Annotated in this window: 22 protein-coding genes; 7 read left to right on the top strand and 15 right to left on the bottom strand. The window is 32.6% G+C overall.

Annotated features, from left to right (window positions below):
• Positions 1 to 9 precede the first annotated feature (9 nt).
• Positions 10 to 1728, bottom strand: coding sequence for a gliding motility lipoprotein GldJ (gldJ, locus tag CLV55_RS03745; protein ID WP_112112403.1), 1719 nt, complete (start codon positions 1726 to 1728; stop codon positions 10 to 12).
• A 198-nt stretch (positions 1729 to 1926) separates the two neighbouring features.
• On the opposite strand from gldJ, the gene porU reads away from it, so the two are divergent.
• From porU to CLV55_RS03720, 5 genes are all read left to right on the top strand, one after another.
• On the top strand, positions 1927 to 5751 hold the full coding sequence (porU, locus tag CLV55_RS03740) for a type IX secretion system sortase PorU (RefSeq protein ID WP_112112402.1): 3825 nt from the start codon (positions 1927 to 1929) through the stop codon (positions 5749 to 5751).
• 38 nt (positions 5752 to 5789) lie between these two features.
• The gene (gene porV, locus CLV55_RS03735; protein WP_112112401.1) at positions 5790 to 6974 is read left to right on the top strand and encodes a type IX secretion system outer membrane channel protein PorV; all 1185 of its coding nucleotides are present in this window, start codon (positions 5790 to 5792) and stop codon (positions 6972 to 6974) included.
• A gap of 70 nt (positions 6975 to 7044) precedes the next feature.
• Entirely contained in the window at positions 7045 to 7527 is a 483-nt protein-coding gene (gene cdd / locus CLV55_RS03730; RefSeq protein ID WP_112112400.1) for a cytidine deaminase, read from the top strand.
• A 167-nt stretch (positions 7528 to 7694) separates the two neighbouring features.
• Complete coding sequence (pdhA, locus tag CLV55_RS03725; RefSeq protein ID WP_112112399.1) at positions 7695 to 8693, top strand: pyruvate dehydrogenase (acetyl-transferring) E1 component subunit alpha; 999 nt, start codon at positions 7695 to 7697, stop codon at positions 8691 to 8693.
• A gap of 2 nt (positions 8694 to 8695) precedes the next feature.
• The gene (locus CLV55_RS03720; protein ID WP_112112398.1) at positions 8696 to 10309 is read left to right on the top strand and encodes a pyruvate dehydrogenase complex dihydrolipoamide acetyltransferase; all 1614 of its coding nucleotides are present in this window, start codon (positions 8696 to 8698) and stop codon (positions 10307 to 10309) included.
• Between the two features lie 216 nt (positions 10310 to 10525).
• Here the strand turns inward: CLV55_RS03720 and CLV55_RS03715 are convergent, their stop codons facing one another.
• A complete protein-coding gene (locus CLV55_RS03715; RefSeq protein ID WP_112112397.1) occupies positions 10526 to 11752 on the bottom strand; it encodes a glycosyltransferase family 4 protein in 1227 nt (408 codons plus the stop codon).
• A 61-nt stretch (positions 11753 to 11813) separates the two neighbouring features.
• On the opposite strand from CLV55_RS03715, the gene miaE reads away from it, so the two are divergent.
• The gene (gene miaE / locus CLV55_RS03710) at positions 11814 to 12395 is read left to right on the top strand and encodes a tRNA-(ms[2]io[6]A)-hydroxylase (protein WP_112112396.1); all 582 of its coding nucleotides are present in this window, start codon (positions 11814 to 11816) and stop codon (positions 12393 to 12395) included.
• 68 nt (positions 12396 to 12463) lie between these two features.
• Here miaE and CLV55_RS03705 read toward each other — a convergent pair whose 3' ends face one another.
• From CLV55_RS03705 to CLV55_RS03650, 12 genes are all read right to left on the bottom strand, one after another.
• Entirely contained in the window at positions 12464 to 13525 is a 1062-nt protein-coding gene (locus CLV55_RS03705) for a glycoside hydrolase family 53 protein (protein ID WP_112112395.1), read from the bottom strand.
• A 336-nt stretch (positions 13526 to 13861) separates the two neighbouring features.
• Complete coding sequence (locus CLV55_RS03700) at positions 13862 to 14734, bottom strand: hypothetical protein (RefSeq protein WP_112112394.1); 873 nt, start codon at positions 14732 to 14734, stop codon at positions 13862 to 13864.
• A gap of 128 nt (positions 14735 to 14862) precedes the next feature.
• Positions 14863 to 15417, bottom strand: coding sequence for a tetratricopeptide repeat protein (locus CLV55_RS03695; RefSeq protein ID WP_112112393.1), 555 nt, complete (start codon positions 15415 to 15417; stop codon positions 14863 to 14865).
• 8 nt (positions 15418 to 15425) lie between these two features.
• Positions 15426 to 15911: a hypothetical protein gene (locus tag CLV55_RS03690; protein ID WP_112112392.1), complete on the bottom strand. Its 486-nt coding sequence runs from the start codon at positions 15909 to 15911 to the stop codon at positions 15426 to 15428.
• Between the two features lie 5 nt (positions 15912 to 15916).
• Complete coding sequence (locus tag CLV55_RS03685) at positions 15917 to 16234, bottom strand: KTSC domain-containing protein (RefSeq protein ID WP_158527014.1); 318 nt, start codon at positions 16232 to 16234, stop codon at positions 15917 to 15919.
• Positions 16235 to 16276: 42 nt separating this feature from the next.
• Positions 16277 to 17323: a hypothetical protein gene (locus CLV55_RS03680; protein WP_112112390.1), complete on the bottom strand. Its 1047-nt coding sequence runs from the start codon at positions 17321 to 17323 to the stop codon at positions 16277 to 16279.
• A gap of 158 nt (positions 17324 to 17481) precedes the next feature.
• The gene (locus tag CLV55_RS03675; RefSeq protein ID WP_146739525.1) at positions 17482 to 17733 is read right to left on the bottom strand and encodes a hypothetical protein; all 252 of its coding nucleotides are present in this window, start codon (positions 17731 to 17733) and stop codon (positions 17482 to 17484) included.
• 132 nt (positions 17734 to 17865) lie between these two features.
• The gene (locus CLV55_RS03670) at positions 17866 to 18408 is read right to left on the bottom strand and encodes a hypothetical protein (protein WP_112112388.1); all 543 of its coding nucleotides are present in this window, start codon (positions 18406 to 18408) and stop codon (positions 17866 to 17868) included.
• A 27-nt stretch (positions 18409 to 18435) separates the two neighbouring features.
• Positions 18436 to 18936: a tetratricopeptide repeat protein gene (locus tag CLV55_RS03665; RefSeq protein ID WP_112112387.1), complete on the bottom strand. Its 501-nt coding sequence runs from the start codon at positions 18934 to 18936 to the stop codon at positions 18436 to 18438.
• A gap of 32 nt (positions 18937 to 18968) precedes the next feature.
• Entirely contained in the window at positions 18969 to 19409 is a 441-nt protein-coding gene (locus CLV55_RS03660) for a hypothetical protein (RefSeq protein WP_112112386.1), read from the bottom strand.
• On the bottom strand, positions 19410 to 19862 hold the full coding sequence (locus CLV55_RS03655) for a hypothetical protein (protein ID WP_112112385.1): 453 nt from the start codon (positions 19860 to 19862) through the stop codon (positions 19410 to 19412).
• Positions 19863 to 19873: 11 nt separating this feature from the next.
• Positions 19874 to 20170, bottom strand: a complete 297-nt coding sequence (locus CLV55_RS03650; protein ID WP_112112384.1) for a hypothetical protein — start codon at positions 20168 to 20170, stop codon at positions 19874 to 19876.
• A 105-nt stretch (positions 20171 to 20275) separates the two neighbouring features.
• Between CLV55_RS03650 and CLV55_RS03645 the strand changes: the two genes are divergently transcribed.
• Positions 20276 to 20491 (top strand): helix-turn-helix domain-containing protein, encoded by a 216-nt coding sequence (locus tag CLV55_RS03645; protein WP_112112383.1) that lies wholly within the window; start codon positions 20276 to 20278, stop codon positions 20489 to 20491.
• On the opposite strand, the gene CLV55_RS03640 is transcribed toward CLV55_RS03645, so the two are convergent.
• Complete coding sequence (locus tag CLV55_RS03640) at positions 20481 to 20696, bottom strand: hypothetical protein (protein ID WP_112112382.1); 216 nt, start codon at positions 20694 to 20696, stop codon at positions 20481 to 20483. The genes CLV55_RS03645 and CLV55_RS03640 overlap by 11 nt on opposite strands.
• Positions 20697 to 20705 lie beyond the last annotated feature (9 nt).

The following is a 20705-nucleotide window of genomic DNA, read 5'->3' as shown; positions in this document are numbered from 1 at the left end:
ATTTAAAAATTATCTTCTCTTATTTCTTGCTGATTTTTTTGAATCCGATTTAGGACCAACTCTCGACATGGCACATCTAAATCCAATATAGTCTGTTGCCATATCTTGTGGAAAATACCTTCTTTGCGCAGGATCTAACCAATAGGCTCTATCTCTCCATGAACCCCCTTTATAAACTCTAACATCATCATTTACCAAAGTTGTTCTTTTACTAGATTTGTCATATTTACGAATCATGTTACCTATACTATCCGTTGACACATTATGAATAGGCGAATCATACATTCTTTGTTCTGGTTTTAATTTGCTACCTTCCTCACTGTCATCACCAAATTTATAGTATCTAGTAGATTGTTTATCACCATCTCTGTAATTTCTTTCATCACTCTTATCAAAGTTTTGTCTTAAATACGTTTCTTTTTCATCAACTGGAACTTGAGCAATCTGACCTGGGAAGTTTCTAGCCATTACTTTTCCGTTTGGCATTGTATCAAATTTCTGTGACTCACCAGTAACCAACTCAACCTTTCCATCTTCACCAATTTTGTTTTTCATGTAAACGTTTCCTCTGTAGTAATTGAAATCACTAGCTTCATCATCTACAATTGGTCTGTATACATCGGCAACCCATTCTGCAACATTTCCTGCCATATCATACAATCCGAAATCGTTTGGAGGATATGATTTTACTTTATTTGTAATATCTGCACCATCATCAGACCAACCTGCAATTCCACCGTAATCTCCTTTACCTTGTTTGAAATTAGCTAACTGATCTCCTTTGATTTGTCTCTTACCTGAACGCGTGTAACTTCCAGACCAAGGGTATTTTTTCTGACCTTTATACACATTATATTCTCTTTGACCAACATCAGCAGCAGCAGCATATTCCCACTCCGCTTCTGTAGGCAATCTATATTCTGGCAAAACTAACCCCGAAGATCTTTGAGCATAAATACCTTTTGGTTCAGTAATCGTCCCATTCGCTCCTTTTGTACCGCCTTTTCCAGCTGCTTTAGAATTTCTAGGCCCTTTCAATACAATTTTATCATCACCACCAAAAGTTTTTGTTGGTGCAGCTAAATAGGTATCCGTACTAAAAGTCGCTTCACCTTTTACATCCGTAACTTTGGCATCTTTTTTCAAGTACCCTGCTTTTTCGAGCACAGATTCATTCACACGATCCGTTCTCCATTTAGAAAATTCTGTGGCTTGAATCCAATTAACTCCAACTACTGGATATTCAGCATAGGCTGGATGTCTCAAATAATTATTAGTCATCGTTTCGTTATACCCTAATCTGTTACGCCATACTAAGGTATCAGGAGAAGCTCCTTCATAGATATTCTTATAATTATCTTCTTCAGGTGGAAAAACTCTTTTCAACCAATCTAAGTATTCCATATACATTAAATTAGTCACTTCTGTTTCATCCATGTAAAACGATTGAACGTGTTGTTGGTTTGGCGTATTATTCCAATCATGCATAGGATCATCTTGCACTTTACCCATTGTAAAAGTTCCTCCTTCTACCAAAACTAAACCAGGTCCAGTTTCTTGTTTTTTAAACTTTGAAGCATATTGGAACCCTCCTTTTTTGTCGTTGATTTTCCAACCTGTAGCTCTAGACCCGCTGTTTGAACTGGACTTTTTACTACAACTCGAGATGCTTGCCATCAATGCAAGAACTAGTAACAATCTGATTGCCATAAATTTGTTAACTTTCATACTTTTAGTAGGTAATAAATTTTCGAGGCGCAATATAAGAATTAACCTTGATATTGCAACACCTTTTTTAAATATTAATATTTTTTTTATTCAGTTGAATGAATAACGCTATTTTAGTTTTAATATTGTGTAAGCTGATTATTAATTTTATTTTTACATCCTAAATAATTTTTTCAACATTATTTCGTTTATTAGACGATGAAAAAAATTTATACGTATTGTGTTTTATTTATCAGTTTTTTTGCTAAGGCGCAAGAAACAGGTTCAATTACTCTAAATTGGAGTGACAAAAAAAACATTCCCTTTAGTGATTTCAATGTAGTTATACCACAATTTCAAAAAGAAGCCTTTAATTATGATATTGAACTCCGTAAACTTTCTTTTGTAAAAAAAATAAACACCAGCGCTCTTGTAGATGAAAAATCAATCGTAATAACCAATATCCAATACGAAAACATTTCAAAAGAGTATCTTGGAGATTTAAATACCGAAAACATTCCTAACTCACCGCAAATAGAATTCAAAAACATCATATCTCGAGATAAAAAGATGGCTTTGCTTCGTTTTTCACCACTATTAAAAGACGGAGACGGTTACAAAAAAATACTGTCACTTTCCTATTCCTATAAATACACTAATGGAAATAGCATTACGTACAAAACCTCATCAAGCATTACCAACTCGGTTTTAGCTAGTGGAACTTGGAAAAGATTTTATATTCAAAAATCTGGAATTTATAAAATTACAAAAAGCTTTTTAAATCAAATTGGTATTAGCACAGATGGTTTAGATCCTAGAAAAATAAAAATTTATGGTAATGGAGGCCGTATGATTCCATTGCTTAATAATGTTGCCTACCCTTATGATATCGAAGAAAATGCTATTCAAGTAATTGGTGAGAATGATGGTTCTTTTGACGACTCTGATTATATTTTATTTTACGGTGAAGGAGTTGATAATTGGAGCCAAGAAAACAACACCAATTTAAACTTGTATTCCGACAATTCTTATTATTATGTAAATGTAGAAGGCAATTACGGAAAAAGAATTACCACATTGACAGAACCTACTGGAATCCCAACGATAACATCTTCTACTTTTGATGATTATCAATTTCATGAAGTTGACTTAACCAATATTGGTAGACTTGGAAGAACTTGGTTTGGCGAAAGTTTTAATATTGACAATGAACAAACTTTTGATTTTAATTTTCCTAATATAGACACGACAGTTCCTGTAAAAATTGCAGTTCATGTAGGCGGAAATGCTATTGTTGACACCTATTTTTCTGTAAGTGCAAACAACCAAAATTTAGGCACTTTATTAGTATCAAACGTAGCTTTAAACTCAGGTAATGTGGCTGCTCATGCCTCTTTACCAACAAATACAACCATCACAGCTTCGCCAAACATTAGTATAAAACTTAGTTATAATAATAACGGAGTTCCTACCGCTAAAGGATATTTAGACTATATTAATCTTACTGCTAAAAGCAAACTGAACGGCTTTGGCAAACAATTTAGATTCACTTACAACGATGCTGTGTCTCAAAGCGGCATAATCGCTTATCAATTTTCGAATGCAACAAATATTTCTCAGATTTGGGATATCACAGATATTTACAACCCAAGTGTCTTAACGAATTCTGGACAGACCTCTTTTTCTTTCAAATCAAATTTAGGTATTGAAAAGAAATATATCGCTATTGACGAGTCAGATTATTACACTCCCTTGAAAGAGACCAACACATCTGTGAGTAACATCAACCTAAAAGGAACTATTTTTTTAAATAATGCGGGGACATTTGAAGATATTGATTACTTAATTATTACTCCCAGATTTTTAAATTCACAAGCAGAAAAACTAGCTAATTTTCACAGAAAAAATTCTAATTTGGTGGTACGAGTAGTCAATCTTGACGAGATTTATCAGGAATTTGGTGGTGGAAAACAAGATATTGGTGCTATTCGGAATTTCATCAAATATATATACGAAAATGCTTCTAGCACAGGCACACGCGTAAAATATGTTAATCTTTTTGGAGATGCTTCTTTCGATTTCAAAAACAGAATTCCAAACAACACCAACATTGTTCCTATTTATCATTGTGTGAATAGTTATACAGAAACATCTTCTTCTTTTTCATCTGATGATTATTTTGTAATGATGGATGCGAATGAAGGAAATTTAGACACTTTTTATGGAGAACCCGATATTGCAGTAGGAAGAATGCTGATTTCCAGCACACAACAAGCAGAAGAAATGATCAATAAGGTTTTTGAGTATTACGACATCAAATCATATGGAAATTGGAGAAATAACTATGTGACTATTTCCGATGACGCAGACAAATCTGGCGATTATGTTTTACAAGATACACAAAATAGTTTGACCGATATAATTTACTCCAATAAGCCTACGTTTAATTTTAAAAAAATTCTCCTTGACTCCTACCAACAAGAAACTACAGCAGGAGGATCACGTTACCCAAAAGCAAAAGAGGACTTGACTAATGCTTTCGAAAAAGGAGCCTTAGTTTTTAATTATCTAGGTCATGGCGGTGAAGATGGCCTTACTAGTGAACGAATCTGGGATAAAATGGATGGATACAATTTCAGAAATCAGTACAAATACCCGCTTTTTATAACAATCACTTGTCAATTTTCTAGATTTGACAATCCTTATAGACCAACCGCTGGAGAATATACATATTGGAACCCTGTTGGTGGAGCTATTTCAATGGTTACTACCACTAGAGAAATTAGCTACGCTTTCCTTTTTAATACCATTCTTACTCAAAATCTTTTCGAATTTAATTCAAGTCCACAAGTATCAATTGCCGAAGCGTTGCGACTTACAAAAGGCGCAAGCACTGATATGTCTGCTATCAGAGTAACTTCGTATCTAGGTGATCCTGCTTTATTTTTAGCATTCCCGAGACCAAAAGTGGTATTGACAAAAATAAATGATGTTCCTATTACGCAACCTGTAGATGATTTAAAAGCTTTGAGTTACGTCAAACTTTCAGGAGAAGTACATGATGAAAACAACAATCTATTAAGCTCCTACAATGGAGATATTGCTGTAAGTGTTTTTGATAAAAATTACGACCGAACTACATTAAATAATGATGGCTATAGTCCCCCAATTACTTTTACAAATCTTGGTGAGACCATTTTTAGAGGAAATGCTTCTGTACAAAATGGAACCTTTGAAATGGGTTTTATTGTTCCTAAAGACATAAAAATCCCCGTAGGTAATGGTCGTGTGAGCTTTTATACCAAAAGAAACACGGTTAATTTAGACAAAACAGGATACAATTTAGACATAAAAGTAGGAGGAATTAACTTAAATGCGACAGCAGACACTACACCACCAAAAATAAGAATCTACATGAATGATGAAACCTTTGTTAATGGCGGAATCACTAATGAATCTCCTTTTTTCCTTGCCTTTTTAGAAGACGAACACGGCATCAATACAGCCAGTGGAATCGGACATGACATAGTAGCCCTTTTGGATGGTGATGAAACAAAACCATACATACTAAACGATTATTACGAAACAGAGTTAAACAACTATACCAAAGGAAAAATACGTTTCCCGTTTAGAAATCTTTCAAAAGGATTACATACCTTGACTTTTAAAGCTTGGGATGTATACAATAATTTTGTGATGGGCGAACTTCAATTTGTAGTTGCTGACAATGAAAACATCACACTGACAAATGTTTTAAATTACCCCAACCCATTTGTTAATTATACCCAATTTTGGTTTAATCATAACAAACCATACGAACCATTAGAAGTGCAAGTTCAAATCATGACCATTACTGGAAAAATTGTAAAAACAATCAATCAAACCATAACCACAGAAGGCTTTTTATCGAGAGATATTACTTGGGACGGTAGGGATGATTTTGGAGACAAAATTGGAAAAGGAGTTTACATATACAAACTCACAGTCAAGGCAATGTTGTCTGGAAATAAATCAGAAAAATTCGAAAAACTTGTTATACTATAATAAAGTACTATATTTGTTAAATATTTTAGAGATTAAAAATGAAAAAGATTATTGTTTTATTCTTACTGATTACCTCAGTTCAAATCGTAAAAGCACAAGAAAGAGTAATTACAACAGGAGTTCCTTTTCTACTCGTAGCAGCCGATGCTCGAGCAGCAGGTATGGGAGACAATGGTGTAGCCTCTACTGCTGATGCTTACTCTCAACAATGGAATCCTGCAAAATATGCTTTTGCAACAGACAAACAAGGTTTTGCTGTAAGTTATACCCCTTATTTACAATCACTAGTAAATGACATTTCTTTGGGTCAGGTAAACTATTACAACCGCATCAATGAACGAAGTGCCTTTGCTACTAGTTTGCGTTTTTTTAGTTTAGGTGAAATTCAATTGAAAAAAGATTATGACGATCCAGGTTATAATGTAAAACCAAATGAATTAGCTTTTGATGGTTCCTATTCTTTAAAATTGAGTGATCACTTTAGTATGGCTGTTGGTGGAAGATACATTCGATCCAATTTAAAAATTCAAGATCAATCCAACGATGCAACGCCAGGAACTTCATTTGCTATTGATGTCGCTGGATTTTATCAATCTGAAGAAATTGCTTTTAATGATTTCAACGGAAGATATCGTTTCGGATTTAATTTCCAAAACATGGGACCTAAAATTAGCTACGACAATACTAAAAATGATATCTCTTCTAATTTCTTACCCGCGAACATGCGTATAGGTGGTGGGTTTGATTTTATTTTAGACGAATATAGTAAGGTAGCCTTAAACTTAGAATTGACCAAACTAATGGTGCCAACCCCACAATTGGATGCTAATAACAAAACCGATTATAATGGAGATGGTGTTATCGATAATTTAGATGTTTCAGATGCCTATGCTGACTATAAAAGAATCAATTGGTTTTCAGGAATGTTAAAATCGTTTAGTGATGCTCCTGGAGGATTTTCAGAAGAACTTAAAGAATTTACATATTCTGTAGGTACTGAATATTCCTATCAAGATGCTTTTGCCATGCGCTTAGGATACTTTCACGAAAGCCCTATGAAAGGTGCTCGAAAATTTTTCTCTTTGGGAGCAGGATTTAAATACAATGTAGTTCGAATAGATGTTTCTTATTTATTCTCTGCCTCTAAAGTTAAAAACCCATTAGAAAACACGTTGCGTTTTTCACTGACCTTCAACTTTGGTGATAAATATGATGATTTATAAAATGATAAACAATTAATACAAATCCAAATTTCAGTTTTTGAAATTTGGATTTTTTTTCCTCTATAAACAAATGAAAGAACTTAACATTAACACTACATTTTCGGTTTTTAACGGAATTCACGATTTGCCAGAAGACATTCAATCATTAATGCATTTAGCTATTGAAACACGAAAAAAAGCCTATGCTCCCTATTCCCTTTTTCGAGTTGGGGCAGCCATATTGTTGGATAATGGAAAAATTGTAGTTGGAAACAACCAAGAAAACGCAGCCTATCCCTCCGGATTATGTGCAGAGCGTGTAGCTATTTTTCAAGCAGGAGCGGTATATCCTGATTCCAAAATCGTAAAACTAGCCATCACAGCAGCATCAGACCACAACCCAACATTAGCGCCTATCCCACCCTGTGGCGCTTGCAGACAATCAATTGCTGAATACGAATTTAAACAAGATATTCCTATTGAAATTTATTTTATGGGAGAATCTGGCGAAATATACAAGTCTAATTCTATTAAGAATTTGTTACCCCTTTCGTTTGATAAAACTTCGTTGTAAGCTATAACGTTATAGTTGATATTTTTAAAATTTGACATGTTATTTTATAATAATTTAATACATTTTAATTTTTGGATATTCACTCAATATCTTACTTTTGCAGTTCGTAAATTTTAGTTTGAATCCATTTCAACTACAATACATTAATCACGTAATTCATTAAAAAAATGAAACCAATTACTAAAGAAACCTATCTTCAATGGTATGAAGAAATGCAGTTTTGGAGAAAATTTGAAGACAAATTAGCCGCTGTATACATTCAACAAAAAGTGAGAGGATTTTTACACTTATATAACGGTCAAGAAGCTGTTCTCGCTGGGGCAATTCACGCCATGGATTTATCAAAAGACAAAATGATTACAGCCTATCGCAATCACGTTCAGCCAATTGCCATGGGAGTTGATCCTAGAAAAGTTATGGCCGAATTGTATGGTAAAGTAACTGGAACATCCAAAGGTATGGGAGGTTCCATGCACATCTTTTCTAAAGAACATGGGTTTTATGGCGGTCACGGAATCGTGGGTGCTCAAATTCCAGTAGGTGCGGGAATGGCCTTTGCAGATAAATATTTTGAAACTGGTGGTGTTACCTTAACTTATTTTGGTGATGGTGCAGCACGTCAAGGTTCTCTTCACGAAGCTTTTAACATGGCTATGAATTGGAAACTTCCTGTAGTTTTTATCTGTGAAAACAACGGATACGCAATGGGAACTTCTGTAGAACGAACTGCCAATCATACTGATATTTGGAAACTTGGTTTAGGGTACGAAATGCCTTGCGGACCCGTAGACGGAATGAATCCGGTAAAAGTTGCCGAGGCTATGCAAGAAGCCATCGATAGAGCACGTCGTGGTGACGGTCCTACTTTTTTGGAAATGAAAACGTATCGATACAGAGGGCACTCAATGTCGGATGCGCAGTTATACAGAACAAAAGAAGAGGTTGAAGAATACAAAAAAATAGATCCAATAACTCAAGTTCTTGACATCATCCGTGAAAAGGGATACGCCACAGAAGCTGAAATTGAAGCTATGGACGAACGCGTGAAAAACTTAGTAGACAAATGCGAAAAGTTTGCTGAAGAATCTCCATTCCCAGAAGCGCAACAATTGTATGATGTAGTATACGAACAAGAAAATTATCCTTTCATTCCTCATAGATTATAATTATGGCAACAATAATAACAATGCCTCGTTTAAGCGATACTATGACAGAAGGAACTGTTGCAACTTGGCTTAAGAAAGTAGGTGATACAATAAAAGAAGGTGATATTTTAGCAGAAATCGAAACAGATAAAGCTACTATGGAATTTGAATCGTTCAATTCAGGTGTGTTGTTGCATATCGGAATTGAAGCAGGGCAAACCGCTCCAGTAGATTCCTTATTAGCCATCATTGGAAAAGAAGGAGAAGATATTTCTGCATTATTATCAGGTGGAACTCCAGCTCCAAAAGTTGAAGCTACTCCTGCTGTTGAAACTCCAGCAACTTCTGCTCCTCAAGCAACGGTAGCAATTCCTGCAGGTGTAAAAGTAATCACCATGCCACGTTTAAGTGATACCATGACTACTGGAACCGTAGCCACTTGGTTGAAAAAAGTAGGCGATTCGGTTAAAGAAGGAGATATGCTTGCTGAAATCGAAACGGATAAAGCCACCATGGAATTTGAATCGTTCAACGCTGGAACATTATTATATATCGGTATTGAAGAAGGTGGATCAGCTCCAGTAGATAGCGTTTTAGCCATCATCGGACCAGCAGGAACGGATGTATCTGGAATAGCAGAAAACTATTCAAAGGGCGGTGAGGCTCCAGTAGCTGCTAAAACCGAAACAGCTGCTCCAGTTGAAGCGACCCAACCAGTTCAAGAAACAACAACTTCAGATAATTCTAGAATATTTGCTTCGCCCTTAGCCAAACAAATCGCTAAAGAAAAAGGCATAAACCTGTCTCAAGTAAAAGGTTCGGGTGAAAACGGTAGAATTGTAAAAAGTGATGTCGAAAACTTCACAGCTTCGGCTCCAGCAGTTGCAGCACCAATTGCTTCTCAAACTGAGGTACAATCGGCTCCAGCAGTAAAACCTTTTGTTCCTGCCGGAGAGACCTATTCAGAGAAAATTCCAAATTCGACCATGCGTAAAGTAATCGCAAAACGACTTTCGGAATCTATTTTCACTGCACCTCATTTCTATTTGACTATCGAAGTAGCGATGGACGAAGCCATGAAATCTCGTGCTACCATCAATACCGTTCCAGATACTAAGGTGTCGTTCAACGACATGGTCATCAAAGCATGTGCAATGGCGTTGAAAAAACATCCAAAAGTAAATTCGCAATGGGCTGATGACGCCATCACTATTCACCATCACGTAAATATTGGTGTGGCAGTTGCGGTAGAAGACGGTTTAGTGGTTCCTGTATTGAAATTTGCCGATCAAATGAGTTTGTCTCAAATTGGAAATAATGTAAAAGATGTTGCCGGACGCGCTAAAAACAAAAAGTTACAACCTGCCGAAATGGAAGGAAGTACGTTTACGGTATCTAATTTAGGAATGTTTGGCATCACTGAATTCACCTCGATCATCAACCAACCGAATTCAGCCATTCTTTCAGTAGGAGCTATTGTAGAAAAACCTGTGGTGAGAAATGGTCAAATTGTAGTAGGAAACACCATGAAAGTTACGCTTGCCTGCGATCACAGAACGGTTGACGGTGCAACAGGCGCTCAATTCTTACAAACGTTACGTACCTATTTAGAAAACCCAGTAACTATGTTGGCGTAATCTAAAATCTAAATAATGATAAATCCCGTTCGAAAGGTTCGGGATTTTTTATGCTTTGAAGCGAAAGTTTCGGGCATTCTTGGTTTCTGTATTCCTGCTTTTCGCGCTACTTGGTAGCTTGCTACAATCAGGGCTAGATAGTAATCGTCTTGAGTAAAATCAGATTTTCAAAAGAAGTTTTCAGAATCATATAACCTGTAAAAGCTGTGTAAAAGTTTATTTCTTATTCTTTTCCTCAATCCACTTACTCATAAATTTCGTACTAGAAACCATATGATGTTGCAAAATAGCACCTATAAAATTGGCATTTCGATGCTCTTTCAAATTTGCCAAAGTAGAATCAATTTCATCAATAAAATTCTTTTCAAAAAGTGATTTTTTATAACGTTTGTCTAAAATTTCAAAACCCTTTTCCTGACACTGTTGCCATAATTTTTCATTTTCATAAAGTTCTACTGCGGCTTCAACAAATTCATTCAGATTATCTTTTACAAAACCATTCCAATCCAAAGTTCCAGCCATCGATTCCGCACCAACGGATGAAGTGACACTTGGCGTACCACATTGCATCGCTTCCAATAATTTTCCTTTGATACCAGCTCCAAAACGTATCGGAGCTAAAACTACTCTGGCTTTTTTTATCACATCCATAGCATCTTCAGCTCTTCCCATAATGTAGAAATGCTGTTTGGGCTTGTGCAATTCCAAAACTTTCTGTGTAGGATAAGCCCCATAAATCAAGAGTTTAGCTTCGGGTAATTTTTTATGTAATAAGGGCCAAATACTTTCTGATAAGTATTTCGCGCAATCCCAATTCGGTTCATGCAAAAAGTTTCCAATGAACACAAAATCATGACGTTCGGCACAAGTTGGAATTTCATTTAAACGTTCGACAAAAATGGGTAGGTAATACAACAACTCTTTTGAAACTTTAAACTGTTGTTGCAATACTTCCATTTCATATTCAGAAACCATCAGCGATAGATCACAGCGCAAAATACTGGCGATTTCACGTTTAGCCATATCTGAGTATAAATCATCTGAAGTAAATTTTCGATGCTCTTTTACAGCCAATTGTCGAGCCAATCGCAAACAATGCAAATCCTCTGTATCCAATATTTTTAGTGCATTCGGACAATTATCCGAAACACGCCACCCAAATTGTTCTTCAACCATAAAGCGATCAAACAAAACTACATCAGGTTTCAATTCTCTTACAAAATCATCAAAAGTTGTCGAATTCAATTCGATGGTTTGAGTGTCAATTCCTAATCGAGATAGATCTTCCGAAAATTCAAAATTTTGAGCCGAACTCGCAAAAGTAATGTGGTATCCATTGGCTTGAAATAATGCCATCAATTGCATCATCCGATTTCCTGCTGCAGACGATTTGGGTTCGGGCCAAACAAAGCCAATGACTAATAAATGTTTAGAATTTTGCATACGATCAAATACTATTACAAAGAAAAGATTTAATTTTACAACAAATTAAATTTCTATCAAAATGTTAGGACTAAAATTGAAAACCGACCCACGTTGGGCCAACATCGCCGAATCGAATTTAGAAGAAATTCTAACCGATCATTGTTGGTGCGAACAAAAAGCGGCATCCAACGCTTTGTATATCATTACGAATAATTCTGAAAATGAAGAACTGGTTACCGAAATGGCCAAAATTGCCATCGAAGAAATGCAACATTTTCAAATGGTACACGATATTATCAAAGCGCGAGGTTACGAATTTGGTCGCGAAGTTAAAGACGATTATGTCAATCAATTGGTAAAGTTTAGTAAAAAAGGTGGCACTAGAAATGATGCTTTGATTGAACGATTATTATTTGCAGCCATGATTGAAGCCCGAAGTTGTGAGCGCTTTAAAGTTTTGTCCGAAAATATTCAAGACAAAGAATTGGCTGCGTTTTATAGAGAATTAATGATTAGCGAAGCCCATCATTACACCACATTTTTAAATTTTGCTCGCAAGTTTTCAGAGAAAGTAGATGTGGAAAAACGTTGGAACGAATGGCTCGAATTTGAAGGAGAACTTATCTCTAACTATGGAAAAAAAGAAACCGTTCACGGATAAAAACAAAAACAATTATTAAAGCATCAGAAGTTAATTGCCAAAACTTTCCTTCCCCTAAAGAAAGTTAATCAATTCTCCTTAAACGCATCTAAAGCTAACGATGGTTTTCCATTAGATTGCCAGCAATTTAACTGATAGCCACTCCATGATTTTTCACCTTCGGGTTCCCAATAGATTACTCCAAGACCTTTGTTGTTTGGAACATTTTTTACTGCATTGAGCACCGCAGCAAGCATATCGTGCGTATTTTGCACTTGTGTAAAGTCCCCTCCTACTTCGACCACCATAACTTCTTTTCCATAACGAGACACCATATCATTCAAATTGGTTGCAAGGTTATTTATGGTTGCTGTGTAATTGCTATTGAGCCAATACGGATAATAAGACATTCCTATAACATCATATTTTACTTGATTTGAGGTTGCTAGATCAAAGAACCATCTGAATTTTGAATTGTTGTTTCCTTCGTCTAAATGAATGACTACTTTAATTGCTGAATTTATTGCTTTTGTTGCATCATACCCTTTATTAAGTAATTGTGCTAATTGGCTAAAATTAGTCGAGTTTCCTTCTGGCCACAACATACCCCCAGGAATTTCATTTCCAATTTGAACCCATTCAGGAGTAACTCCAGCTGTTTTCAAATCGTTCAATACATCATAGGTATGATTATACACATCGTTTAACAATTGACTAAAAGAATCATTTGCCCATGCAGCGGGTTTATTTTGTTTGCTTGGATCTGCCCATGAATCAGAATAATGAAAATCAATCATGATGCGCATCCCCATATTCTTAGCTCGAACGGCCATAGCTACCGTCTCTGCTTTACTACAGTGTCCATTAATTTTATCGGATGATGGATTGACCCATACACGAAGTCGAATAGTATTGATTCCTCTGTCTTTGAGCAATTGCAAACACGTTTTTTGAGTTCCATCGGTATCATAAAAATAATAGCCCGTTGCTTCCATTTGGGAAAGCCACCCTATATCTGCTCCTTTTGCAAAGGACGTGGGAGTTGGTGAAGGAGTAGGTAATTCTGTAGCACTTTGTGCATGGCTACAAGAAATAACAAACAGTCCTAAGAACAAGATAGACAAAAGAAAAGGGAGGTTAATTTTTTTCATACAAATGAATTATTTAAAAAAGAATATTCACAAAATTAACTCTTCTTTTCATCAGTATTTGAAATATAACTAAGAATTTTTGATCACAAAATCACATTTATTATGATTTCATGTTGTTTGTAAAATATTTTTTAAGAATTATCGTAGAAAAATCATAAAAAAAACTTCAACATTTCTGTTGAAGTTTTTTGTGGGCGATGAGGGGTTCTCATCTTTTGTCTTACTAGCTTATAAATCATCTTCTTATTAGCTTTGTTTTTTAGGGTATGCCTAAAAGTATGCCTTTTTTATAAAATTACTACCATAATAGGGTAAAGTTTTTTAAGGATTTGATTTTTAATTAAGTTTCTTAATTTTCATTTGAAGTTCAAATTCTATTTCTTCTTCTGTATGGTATTTAACTACTTCAAGTACTTCATAGTTGGATTTTAAAATTGCTGAAACCCTTTTGTCAATTTCAACATTTAATAAACTCCTATAGGCATCATAAAAACTTCTGTCATTAATTAACTCAGGAGCTATTTGACAGAAGCTACTTAATTTATCAGTCATTAGAGAAATCATATTTATTGTGAGGGTTTCCTTTTTTAACTTTATAAAAACCCAGTACTTTGGAAATGTGAGCCCATGTAAATCTGTACTATTTTTTATAATGTATTCTGCTGAACATTCTTCTTGATTTGAAATTATTTCAAGAATATCTGCTTCATCTTCAATCTCCTCAAGTGTAATGTTTTTAATTCTTTTGTGGTTTAGGAGAGGTTTTAATGAAACAGGCTTACAATATGTTAAATCAATGTCCTCAAGGTTCTCTAATGTAGCTAATGCATCAATTGAGTCAATTTTATTAGAACACAAGTTTATATTGATTAATTTTTTTAAGTGTACTAAATCACTTATGTCTTCTAAATCTAAACAAGCTAAATCTACTTCTTCTAAATTTGTGCAATATTTTAAAAAATTAAGATTACCATCAAATTTTATTAAGCATGGATAGAAGCAAGTTAACTTTTCTAACTCTTCTAACTCAAAATTAATATTTTCTGGTGTCCCAATTTTTTCTTCTAATTGATTTAATCTAGTAGCACTAAATAAATTCTCTCTACTAATAATATTAACAACTTCATTTAACTTAATTTCATCATAGCCAATTTTAATCCAATGTAAATGTTGGGCTAGTAAATGTCTGGTGGAATCTGATAATTGCATTTTTAAGGTTTAGGAGTTTTAATTAATTTAGAGTAATCTTATTTCTTTTTATGCTTAAATTGAGTATACAAGAACTAAAAAAATATTTAAAATCAATGCTAACTCTTGCAGTTAAAAATTATTATTACTTAACTATTAGTTTTTTTTAAGTGTTTTATTATTTCTTTTGCCTTTATTTTTTCAGGGTTTAATTCTAATGATTTTTCAAAATCTGTAATTGCACTTTGATATTCATTTAAACATCCCCTAGCTAGTCCTCGGTTAAAGAAATAAATGTCTTTTGAGCTATTAAATTCAATTGCTCTAGAATAATCTTCAATTGCTTTAGAATAAATTTTAAGACTGAAAAAAACATCACCTCTTCTAAAGTAATATAATTCATTTTGAGGATTGATAGCTATGGCTTGATTAAGATTGATTAATGCCCCATCAAAATTTTTCTGTTTATACAATATTTTAGCTCTCATTTCATAGATAAACTCTTCTTTTGGAAAAAGTTTACAAGCTTCATTCAAATAATGTAAAGCTCCAGCAATGTCATTAATTTGTAGTTTAAGTTTAGCTAAAACTAAAAAATAACTAGGTTGTGAATTAAAAAAACTAATATGCCTTTCAAATTTTTCAATCTTTTTTCTAACCTCAATTTCCTCTAGTTTTTTCTTAAAATTTATTGAAGTAGTCATAGAGTCCTTTAGGTAAAATTTTCCTTGTATTTAAGCATTAGTGGTCTGTAAGTTATTTCAAGATTTATATACTCCTTGAAATCACTAAGTTCAATTTTAATTCCTAATTCTTTTGACACAACTATTTTATCTCCCTCTATTTTTCCTTCTTCCCATTCAAAATGAGAGCAATAAAAATGTTCAACATATTCATAAATGTTTTCATACTCAATAAGCCATCCTATAACCTCTTCTTCATTTTCTTTGTCTAAGAGTTTGTATCTGTTATTAGCTTCAATAATGGTTTGCTCATGTTCTAAAAAGTTAACTAGATTTTTAAATTCATTAAAAGCCCATACTAACTCTTGCATACAGAAATCATTATATGATTGCTTCTCAATAGTTTTAAAGTGTTTTTTGTACCAAGCAATATATTCCTCTTTTTTAGGTATGTAGTTTGATGTTGGGGTTATTTCATCTAAGATTTTAAAATAAGGATTGGTTATTAAAGGCATATTTCTTAATTAATATTTAAATAGTAGTTCCCTTTAATGTTTTGATTATAAAACCTGCCAAAAGAATCTGCATTTTTAAATTCATTCCAAACTTGAATAGGAACATTTTTATGAATGTAGCTTTTGCCTTTTTTTGTATTTACTATCAGATAACCAGATACTTCATCACAACTATAATATTCAATAGAATCTATCCAAGAAGAATCAGTATCTACTTTTTCTTCAACACTAAAATCAGTACTTCTAACTAAAGAGATTGCCTCATCATAAGAATTGAATTTTTTACTAATATTATCACAATTACCTGAACATGATACAATCATTAAAAAAAATATAGAAATTAAGTACTTCATGTTTTGCTATTTTTATTCAGTTATTAAATAATTGTCATTGAATTTTCTTAAATTTTCATGATTTACTTCATAATCTATTCTTGAATTTGTAAAACCACTTGACTCCACTAGTATGTTTAATTCTTTTAATCTGCCCATAAGTGGAGTAGATTGAAATCTAAAATAATGTTTTTCAATATCAAATTTTTTGAATAATGGATTGTAGAGATTGTAATATTTTGTTTCAAAATCTGGAAAATCTGAATAATCAGATAAATCAAAAAGGTGTTTTCCATCATTGGTTATACTACATATAAAATTATTTGACGGATTAATTTCATTGTCTATGAAAAACATCCCAAATTTATTAATAACTTCCTCATATTCAGCAACCCAAAAAATCACAGAAGCTTCATTTAGTAAATCTAGCTTGATATAATTTTCTAAACCATTTCTCACTTCACCCTTTATTGAATGTAAAGGATCAATAGATAAAAAGAAATTTTTAAGATATAGTATATCTGGATTTATTTTTTTTCTAAATGAATTTTTATTTCTTGTAGTTTTATCATACCAATAAGCTAATTCTTCAAAACTTGGAATATAATCTTCACTTGGATACAACTCTTTTATACACTCTTCACTCAAGTTATGTTGTTTGTCTTCCCAGTTTTGTTCCACAAATTCACCTATTAAAATCCGGTCATTTAATTTTGATGAATTAAAATCATAATTGTAACATTCTGATATTTGATAAATTTGTTCATTATCTCCTTCAATCATTAATGTTAAGTAGTTTTTATTTTTTTTAGAAGAAAAAACAATAACATTTTTATTGCAGTTGCAACAAGTATCTGAAACACATTTAGCCGAATAACAGTCAAAAGAATCTTCACCCAATAATTTTAAATAGTTAAAAATCCTTGATAAAGAAGCAACAAACTCTTGTTTAGATACTTTGCAAAAATTTCGGTCTAAATCTAAAATCAAGTTGATTCTAGATATATCCATAACACAAAAACTTTCTTTAAATTGTTCTGTAATGGGGTAAAAAGGAATTATCATTTTTTGAAAAGTCATAGAGTTTTTTGTTAGTCGTAAAAAAAGTGTTTAATAAATTTGAGTTTTATTTGTATGAATTCATATATAAAAAAACTTTCAAGAAGTTTGTATGATATATTAATATTAAAAAGGCTGTCACTAATTATTCAGACAGCCTCATTCAATTTGAAAGACAATTAATATGTTGTCCTAGTTGTTGTTGTACCACTTGATGTTCTACTTGTAGTTGAAGTAGAACGAGTAGTACCATTTCCATTTGTTACAGTAGTAGATGAGTTTCCACCTGTTCCTTGTGTTCTAGTTACTGTAGTCCCATTACTGTATGTAGTGGTTGAAGTATTACCAGATCTAGTTGTTGTTGGTTTTTGTTGAGCTACACAAAAATTTGTAGCAAAAAACAAAGTTGATAAAAGAATTAATTTTTTCATTTTTTTCATTTTAATTTGACTACCTTACTGCTTTTGCTTTTGTGGACTTTTCCACGGAGATTTGTCGTCATTAATTGGTCTCCATTAATATTTATTTTTTATAGTTTTAATTAGAATATTTTTTTCTGACAATTAACAAAAATTATCATTTATTTTTTTAGTTATATAACTATATTGTGAATTTGGATTGGCATCATACATAACAACAGCTTCTTCTTCTGAAAAACCTTTTTTAATGTATTTGACAAGTTCTTCACCGACACATTCACAAACTGCTTTGTTTTCTGTTTTTAAGAAAGAAAAACAGAATTGTATTCTGTGAATTTTTCCATTATGAGAATCTAGCATTAAGCCCGCTTTAGTTTTATCTGTAAATTCCTGAGGAATTATTGGAAATGTGCCATGGTTTAAAATTACAATATTTTTTCCAAAACTACAACCAATACATTGATCATAAATGACATCTGTAATTTTTGTAGTTTTTAGTTTAGTAGTATACCATTTTAAAAATTCTGGCTTTGAAGTTTCATTGACTTCAAGAGTTTCATCTTCAATTTCATAGGCGCCGTCTTCATCTAACAATTCTTCAATCTTTAATGTATCTATATTTTCACTAGCTAATATGAACTGTTCTATTAATTCAATAGTATCTGGAATTAATGTAGTTTGATTCATTCTTACTTTTTTTATGTTAATAACCAACTAATTACAATAATTCTTTATTGTTTCATAAGCTCTATTATCTCCTAATTCTCCTGCTTTACTTAGATCTAAACACCCTGCTGTTTTATCATTTATTTCGATTTTAATTAATCCTCTTAGATAGTAAGCTTCTGAATTTTTAGGTTGAAATTCAATAGTTTTGTTAAAATCCGCTATTGCTCCTTTAAAATCTTTAAGGGTATATTTTAACATTGCTCTGTGGAAATATGGTAATCCTTCTTTAGGGCTAAGTTCTATAGCTTTATTAAAGTCTTCCATAGCTCCACTATAATCTCCTAACTGATACTTAGAACGACCTCTATAATAATGAGAAATTCCGTTTTTAGGTTTGAGTTCTATAGCTTTATTAAAGTAGACTATAGAGCCTCTAAAGTCTTTGTTGTTTGCTTTTTCAACTCCTTTATCATTAAAATATTCAATTGATTGGCTAAATAAATTAATACTGCTAAATAGCAATACACATAAAAATATATTTTTCATTTATTATTCTGTTAATTTACTGTTGTTTTCTTTTATTTTATTATAAAAATCCCGATATCTCCATCAGATCTAATGTCATAAGTTAAGTATCCTCTTTGAATTACTTCTTTTCCATTAATAACCTTTGTTCCGTATCTCCTGATTAGTTCCCTGCCTATTGAATCTGAGTTGATTTTAGGCATTAGAAATATTATTTGAGTAACTTCACCTTGAGAAGTATAAGTAACAAGTGGTGTTATTAAGCTTTCATTTTTATACTGAACAGTTACATAAGCTCCATCATCACTTCTTTTCTTTTCTCCTTTTTGTTCAAATGAAAAATTTATTTTAGCCATAATTTGAGTAAGTGAAGTGGAATTTAAAATAACACTTTCTATATCAAAGTTTTCCTCTTTCAATTCATAAGATTGAGAGTAGGTTAACAACCCAATAAATAAAAATAGACACGATAATGATTGTTTTAATTTTTTCATTTAGTAGTTTTTAAATGTTTTTTTTCCAAGTTCAGTTAAATAATATTTTGATCTAGAATTTGATTTATTTCTACCCTTTATTTCAAGTATATAAAGAACCTGTCCTCCTCTTTGATTATATACAATTTTGTATACTCTCATATCACCATTATAATTGTTAGTCCATTCTAATGGGTTGCTTTTTATATATTCAACAGGTGAAAAAGTTATACAGTAAAATCCACTTTTATCATAAAAGCTGTCATCCATAATAGCAGGAAAACTATCCGAATAACCATTGTAAAGGTCTTTTTTTAATACCCAATCATTTGAAAAATTAAATTCAAACTCTTCAAGGCCAACGCTCCCTTCTTCTGATTTAGTGTAGTAAGTTTTGATTTTTATTTCTTGTCCATTTGTTAGAATTGGAGAAAGAAAAAAGATTGTCAATATTATGATTCTTATCTGTTTCATTTGAATTTGTTTTATTTAGAAGCTGCTTTATATCCTTCTTTAAAACCTAAATTATATCCACATTTATAACTATCATTAGTGCAACCTATAGGTGGAATTGGTGCAATTGGAGAAATAGGACAAATAGCATTTTGACCTTTAACATCTCTCCAGCCTTCACAATATCCATCATCCCATCCTTTTGAAAAGTCAGATGTTTTTGAGTATATTTTAGGGATATTTCTTAATTTTAAAGATTTTGGTGAAATAAAAGAAGTAAGCGTATGGAATAACAATCCAAATAATGTAAGTAAAATTAATTTTTTCATTTTTTCATTTTAAAATTAAACAATAAAGTTGTCATAAATGATAACCAATTAGACAAAAATAGAACAAATTTTGAGTTATCAAACAATACAACTCAAAAAAGTTAAATGTCGGACAATTCTATTCAAATAAATGTTGGCAAACAAATCCAAAAACTCAGAGAGTCAAAAGGCTTATCTCAACAAGATTTAGCTGCTAAATGCAATTTTGAAAAGAGCAATATGTCTAGACTTGAAGCAGGTAGAGTAAACCCTACACTTTCTACTTTGGAGAAAGTTGCTAAAGCTCTTGAGGTAACATTAATTGAGCTTTTTAGCTTTTAAGCACAACAAATACTCCTCTTAAAATATCACAGTTGTAAGCTAATAGAATCTCTTTTACTTCTTCATTAGTCAACTTACCTGTAAATTTAAAATAATCATAATCTATTCCGTTTTTGTCTGTTTTAGTTTTCAAATACTCCAACTCAAATTCATGTAAAGCAAACTCTTCCCCAATACAAAATTGGTTTAAAATAATATCTTCCATTGTAAATAA

The organism is Flavobacterium aciduliphilum, assembly GCF_003268855.1.
Classification (GTDB): Bacteria; Bacteroidota; Bacteroidia; order Flavobacteriales; family Flavobacteriaceae; genus Flavobacterium; species Flavobacterium aciduliphilum.
This window is presented reverse-complemented; position numbering and strand designations above follow the sequence as displayed.

Coding starts and splice junctions, on each gene's coding strand:
- gldJ (WP_112112403.1), bottom strand. CDS start 1,728: ATGAAAGTTAACAAATTTATGGCAATCAGATTGTTACTAGTTCTTGCA.
- porU (WP_112112402.1), top strand. CDS start 1,927: ATGAAAAAAATTTATACGTATTGTGTTTTATTTATCAGTTTTTTTGCT.
- porV (WP_112112401.1), top strand. CDS start 5,790: ATGAAAAAGATTATTGTTTTATTCTTACTGATTACCTCAGTTCAAATC.
- cdd (WP_112112400.1), top strand. CDS start 7,045: ATGAAAGAACTTAACATTAACACTACATTTTCGGTTTTTAACGGAATT.
- pdhA (WP_112112399.1), top strand. CDS start 7,695: ATGAAACCAATTACTAAAGAAACCTATCTTCAATGGTATGAAGAAATG.
- CLV55_RS03720 (WP_112112398.1), top strand. CDS start 8,696: ATGGCAACAATAATAACAATGCCTCGTTTAAGCGATACTATGACAGAA.
- CLV55_RS03715 (WP_112112397.1), bottom strand. CDS start 11,752: ATGCAAAATTCTAAACATTTATTAGTCATTGGCTTTGTTTGGCCCGAA.
- miaE (WP_112112396.1), top strand. CDS start 11,814: ATGTTAGGACTAAAATTGAAAACCGACCCACGTTGGGCCAACATCGCC.
- CLV55_RS03705 (WP_112112395.1), bottom strand. CDS start 13,525: ATGAAAAAAATTAACCTCCCTTTTCTTTTGTCTATCTTGTTCTTAGGA.
- CLV55_RS03700 (WP_112112394.1), bottom strand. CDS start 14,734: ATGCAATTATCAGATTCCACCAGACATTTACTAGCCCAACATTTACAT.
- CLV55_RS03695 (WP_112112393.1), bottom strand. CDS start 15,417: ATGACTACTTCAATAAATTTTAAGAAAAAACTAGAGGAAATTGAGGTT.
- CLV55_RS03690 (WP_112112392.1), bottom strand. CDS start 15,911: ATGCCTTTAATAACCAATCCTTATTTTAAAATCTTAGATGAAATAACC.
- CLV55_RS03685 (WP_158527014.1), bottom strand. CDS start 16,234: ATGATTGTATCATGTTCAGGTAATTGTGATAATATTAGTAAAAAATTC.
- CLV55_RS03680 (WP_112112390.1), bottom strand. CDS start 17,323: ATGACTTTTCAAAAAATGATAATTCCTTTTTACCCCATTACAGAACAA.
- CLV55_RS03675 (WP_146739525.1), bottom strand. CDS start 17,733: ATGAAAAAATTAATTCTTTTATCAACTTTGTTTTTTGCTACAAATTTT.
- CLV55_RS03670 (WP_112112388.1), bottom strand. CDS start 18,408: ATGAATCAAACTACATTAATTCCAGATACTATTGAATTAATAGAACAG.
- CLV55_RS03665 (WP_112112387.1), bottom strand. CDS start 18,936: ATGAAAAATATATTTTTATGTGTATTGCTATTTAGCAGTATTAATTTA.
- CLV55_RS03660 (WP_112112386.1), bottom strand. CDS start 19,409: ATGAAAAAATTAAAACAATCATTATCGTGTCTATTTTTATTTATTGGG.
- CLV55_RS03655 (WP_112112385.1), bottom strand. CDS start 19,862: ATGAAACAGATAAGAATCATAATATTGACAATCTTTTTTCTTTCTCCA.
- CLV55_RS03650 (WP_112112384.1), bottom strand. CDS start 20,170: ATGAAAAAATTAATTTTACTTACATTATTTGGATTGTTATTCCATACG.
- CLV55_RS03645 (WP_112112383.1), top strand. CDS start 20,276: ATGTCGGACAATTCTATTCAAATAAATGTTGGCAAACAAATCCAAAAA.
- CLV55_RS03640 (WP_112112382.1), bottom strand. CDS start 20,696: ATGGAAGATATTATTTTAAACCAATTTTGTATTGGGGAAGAGTTTGCT.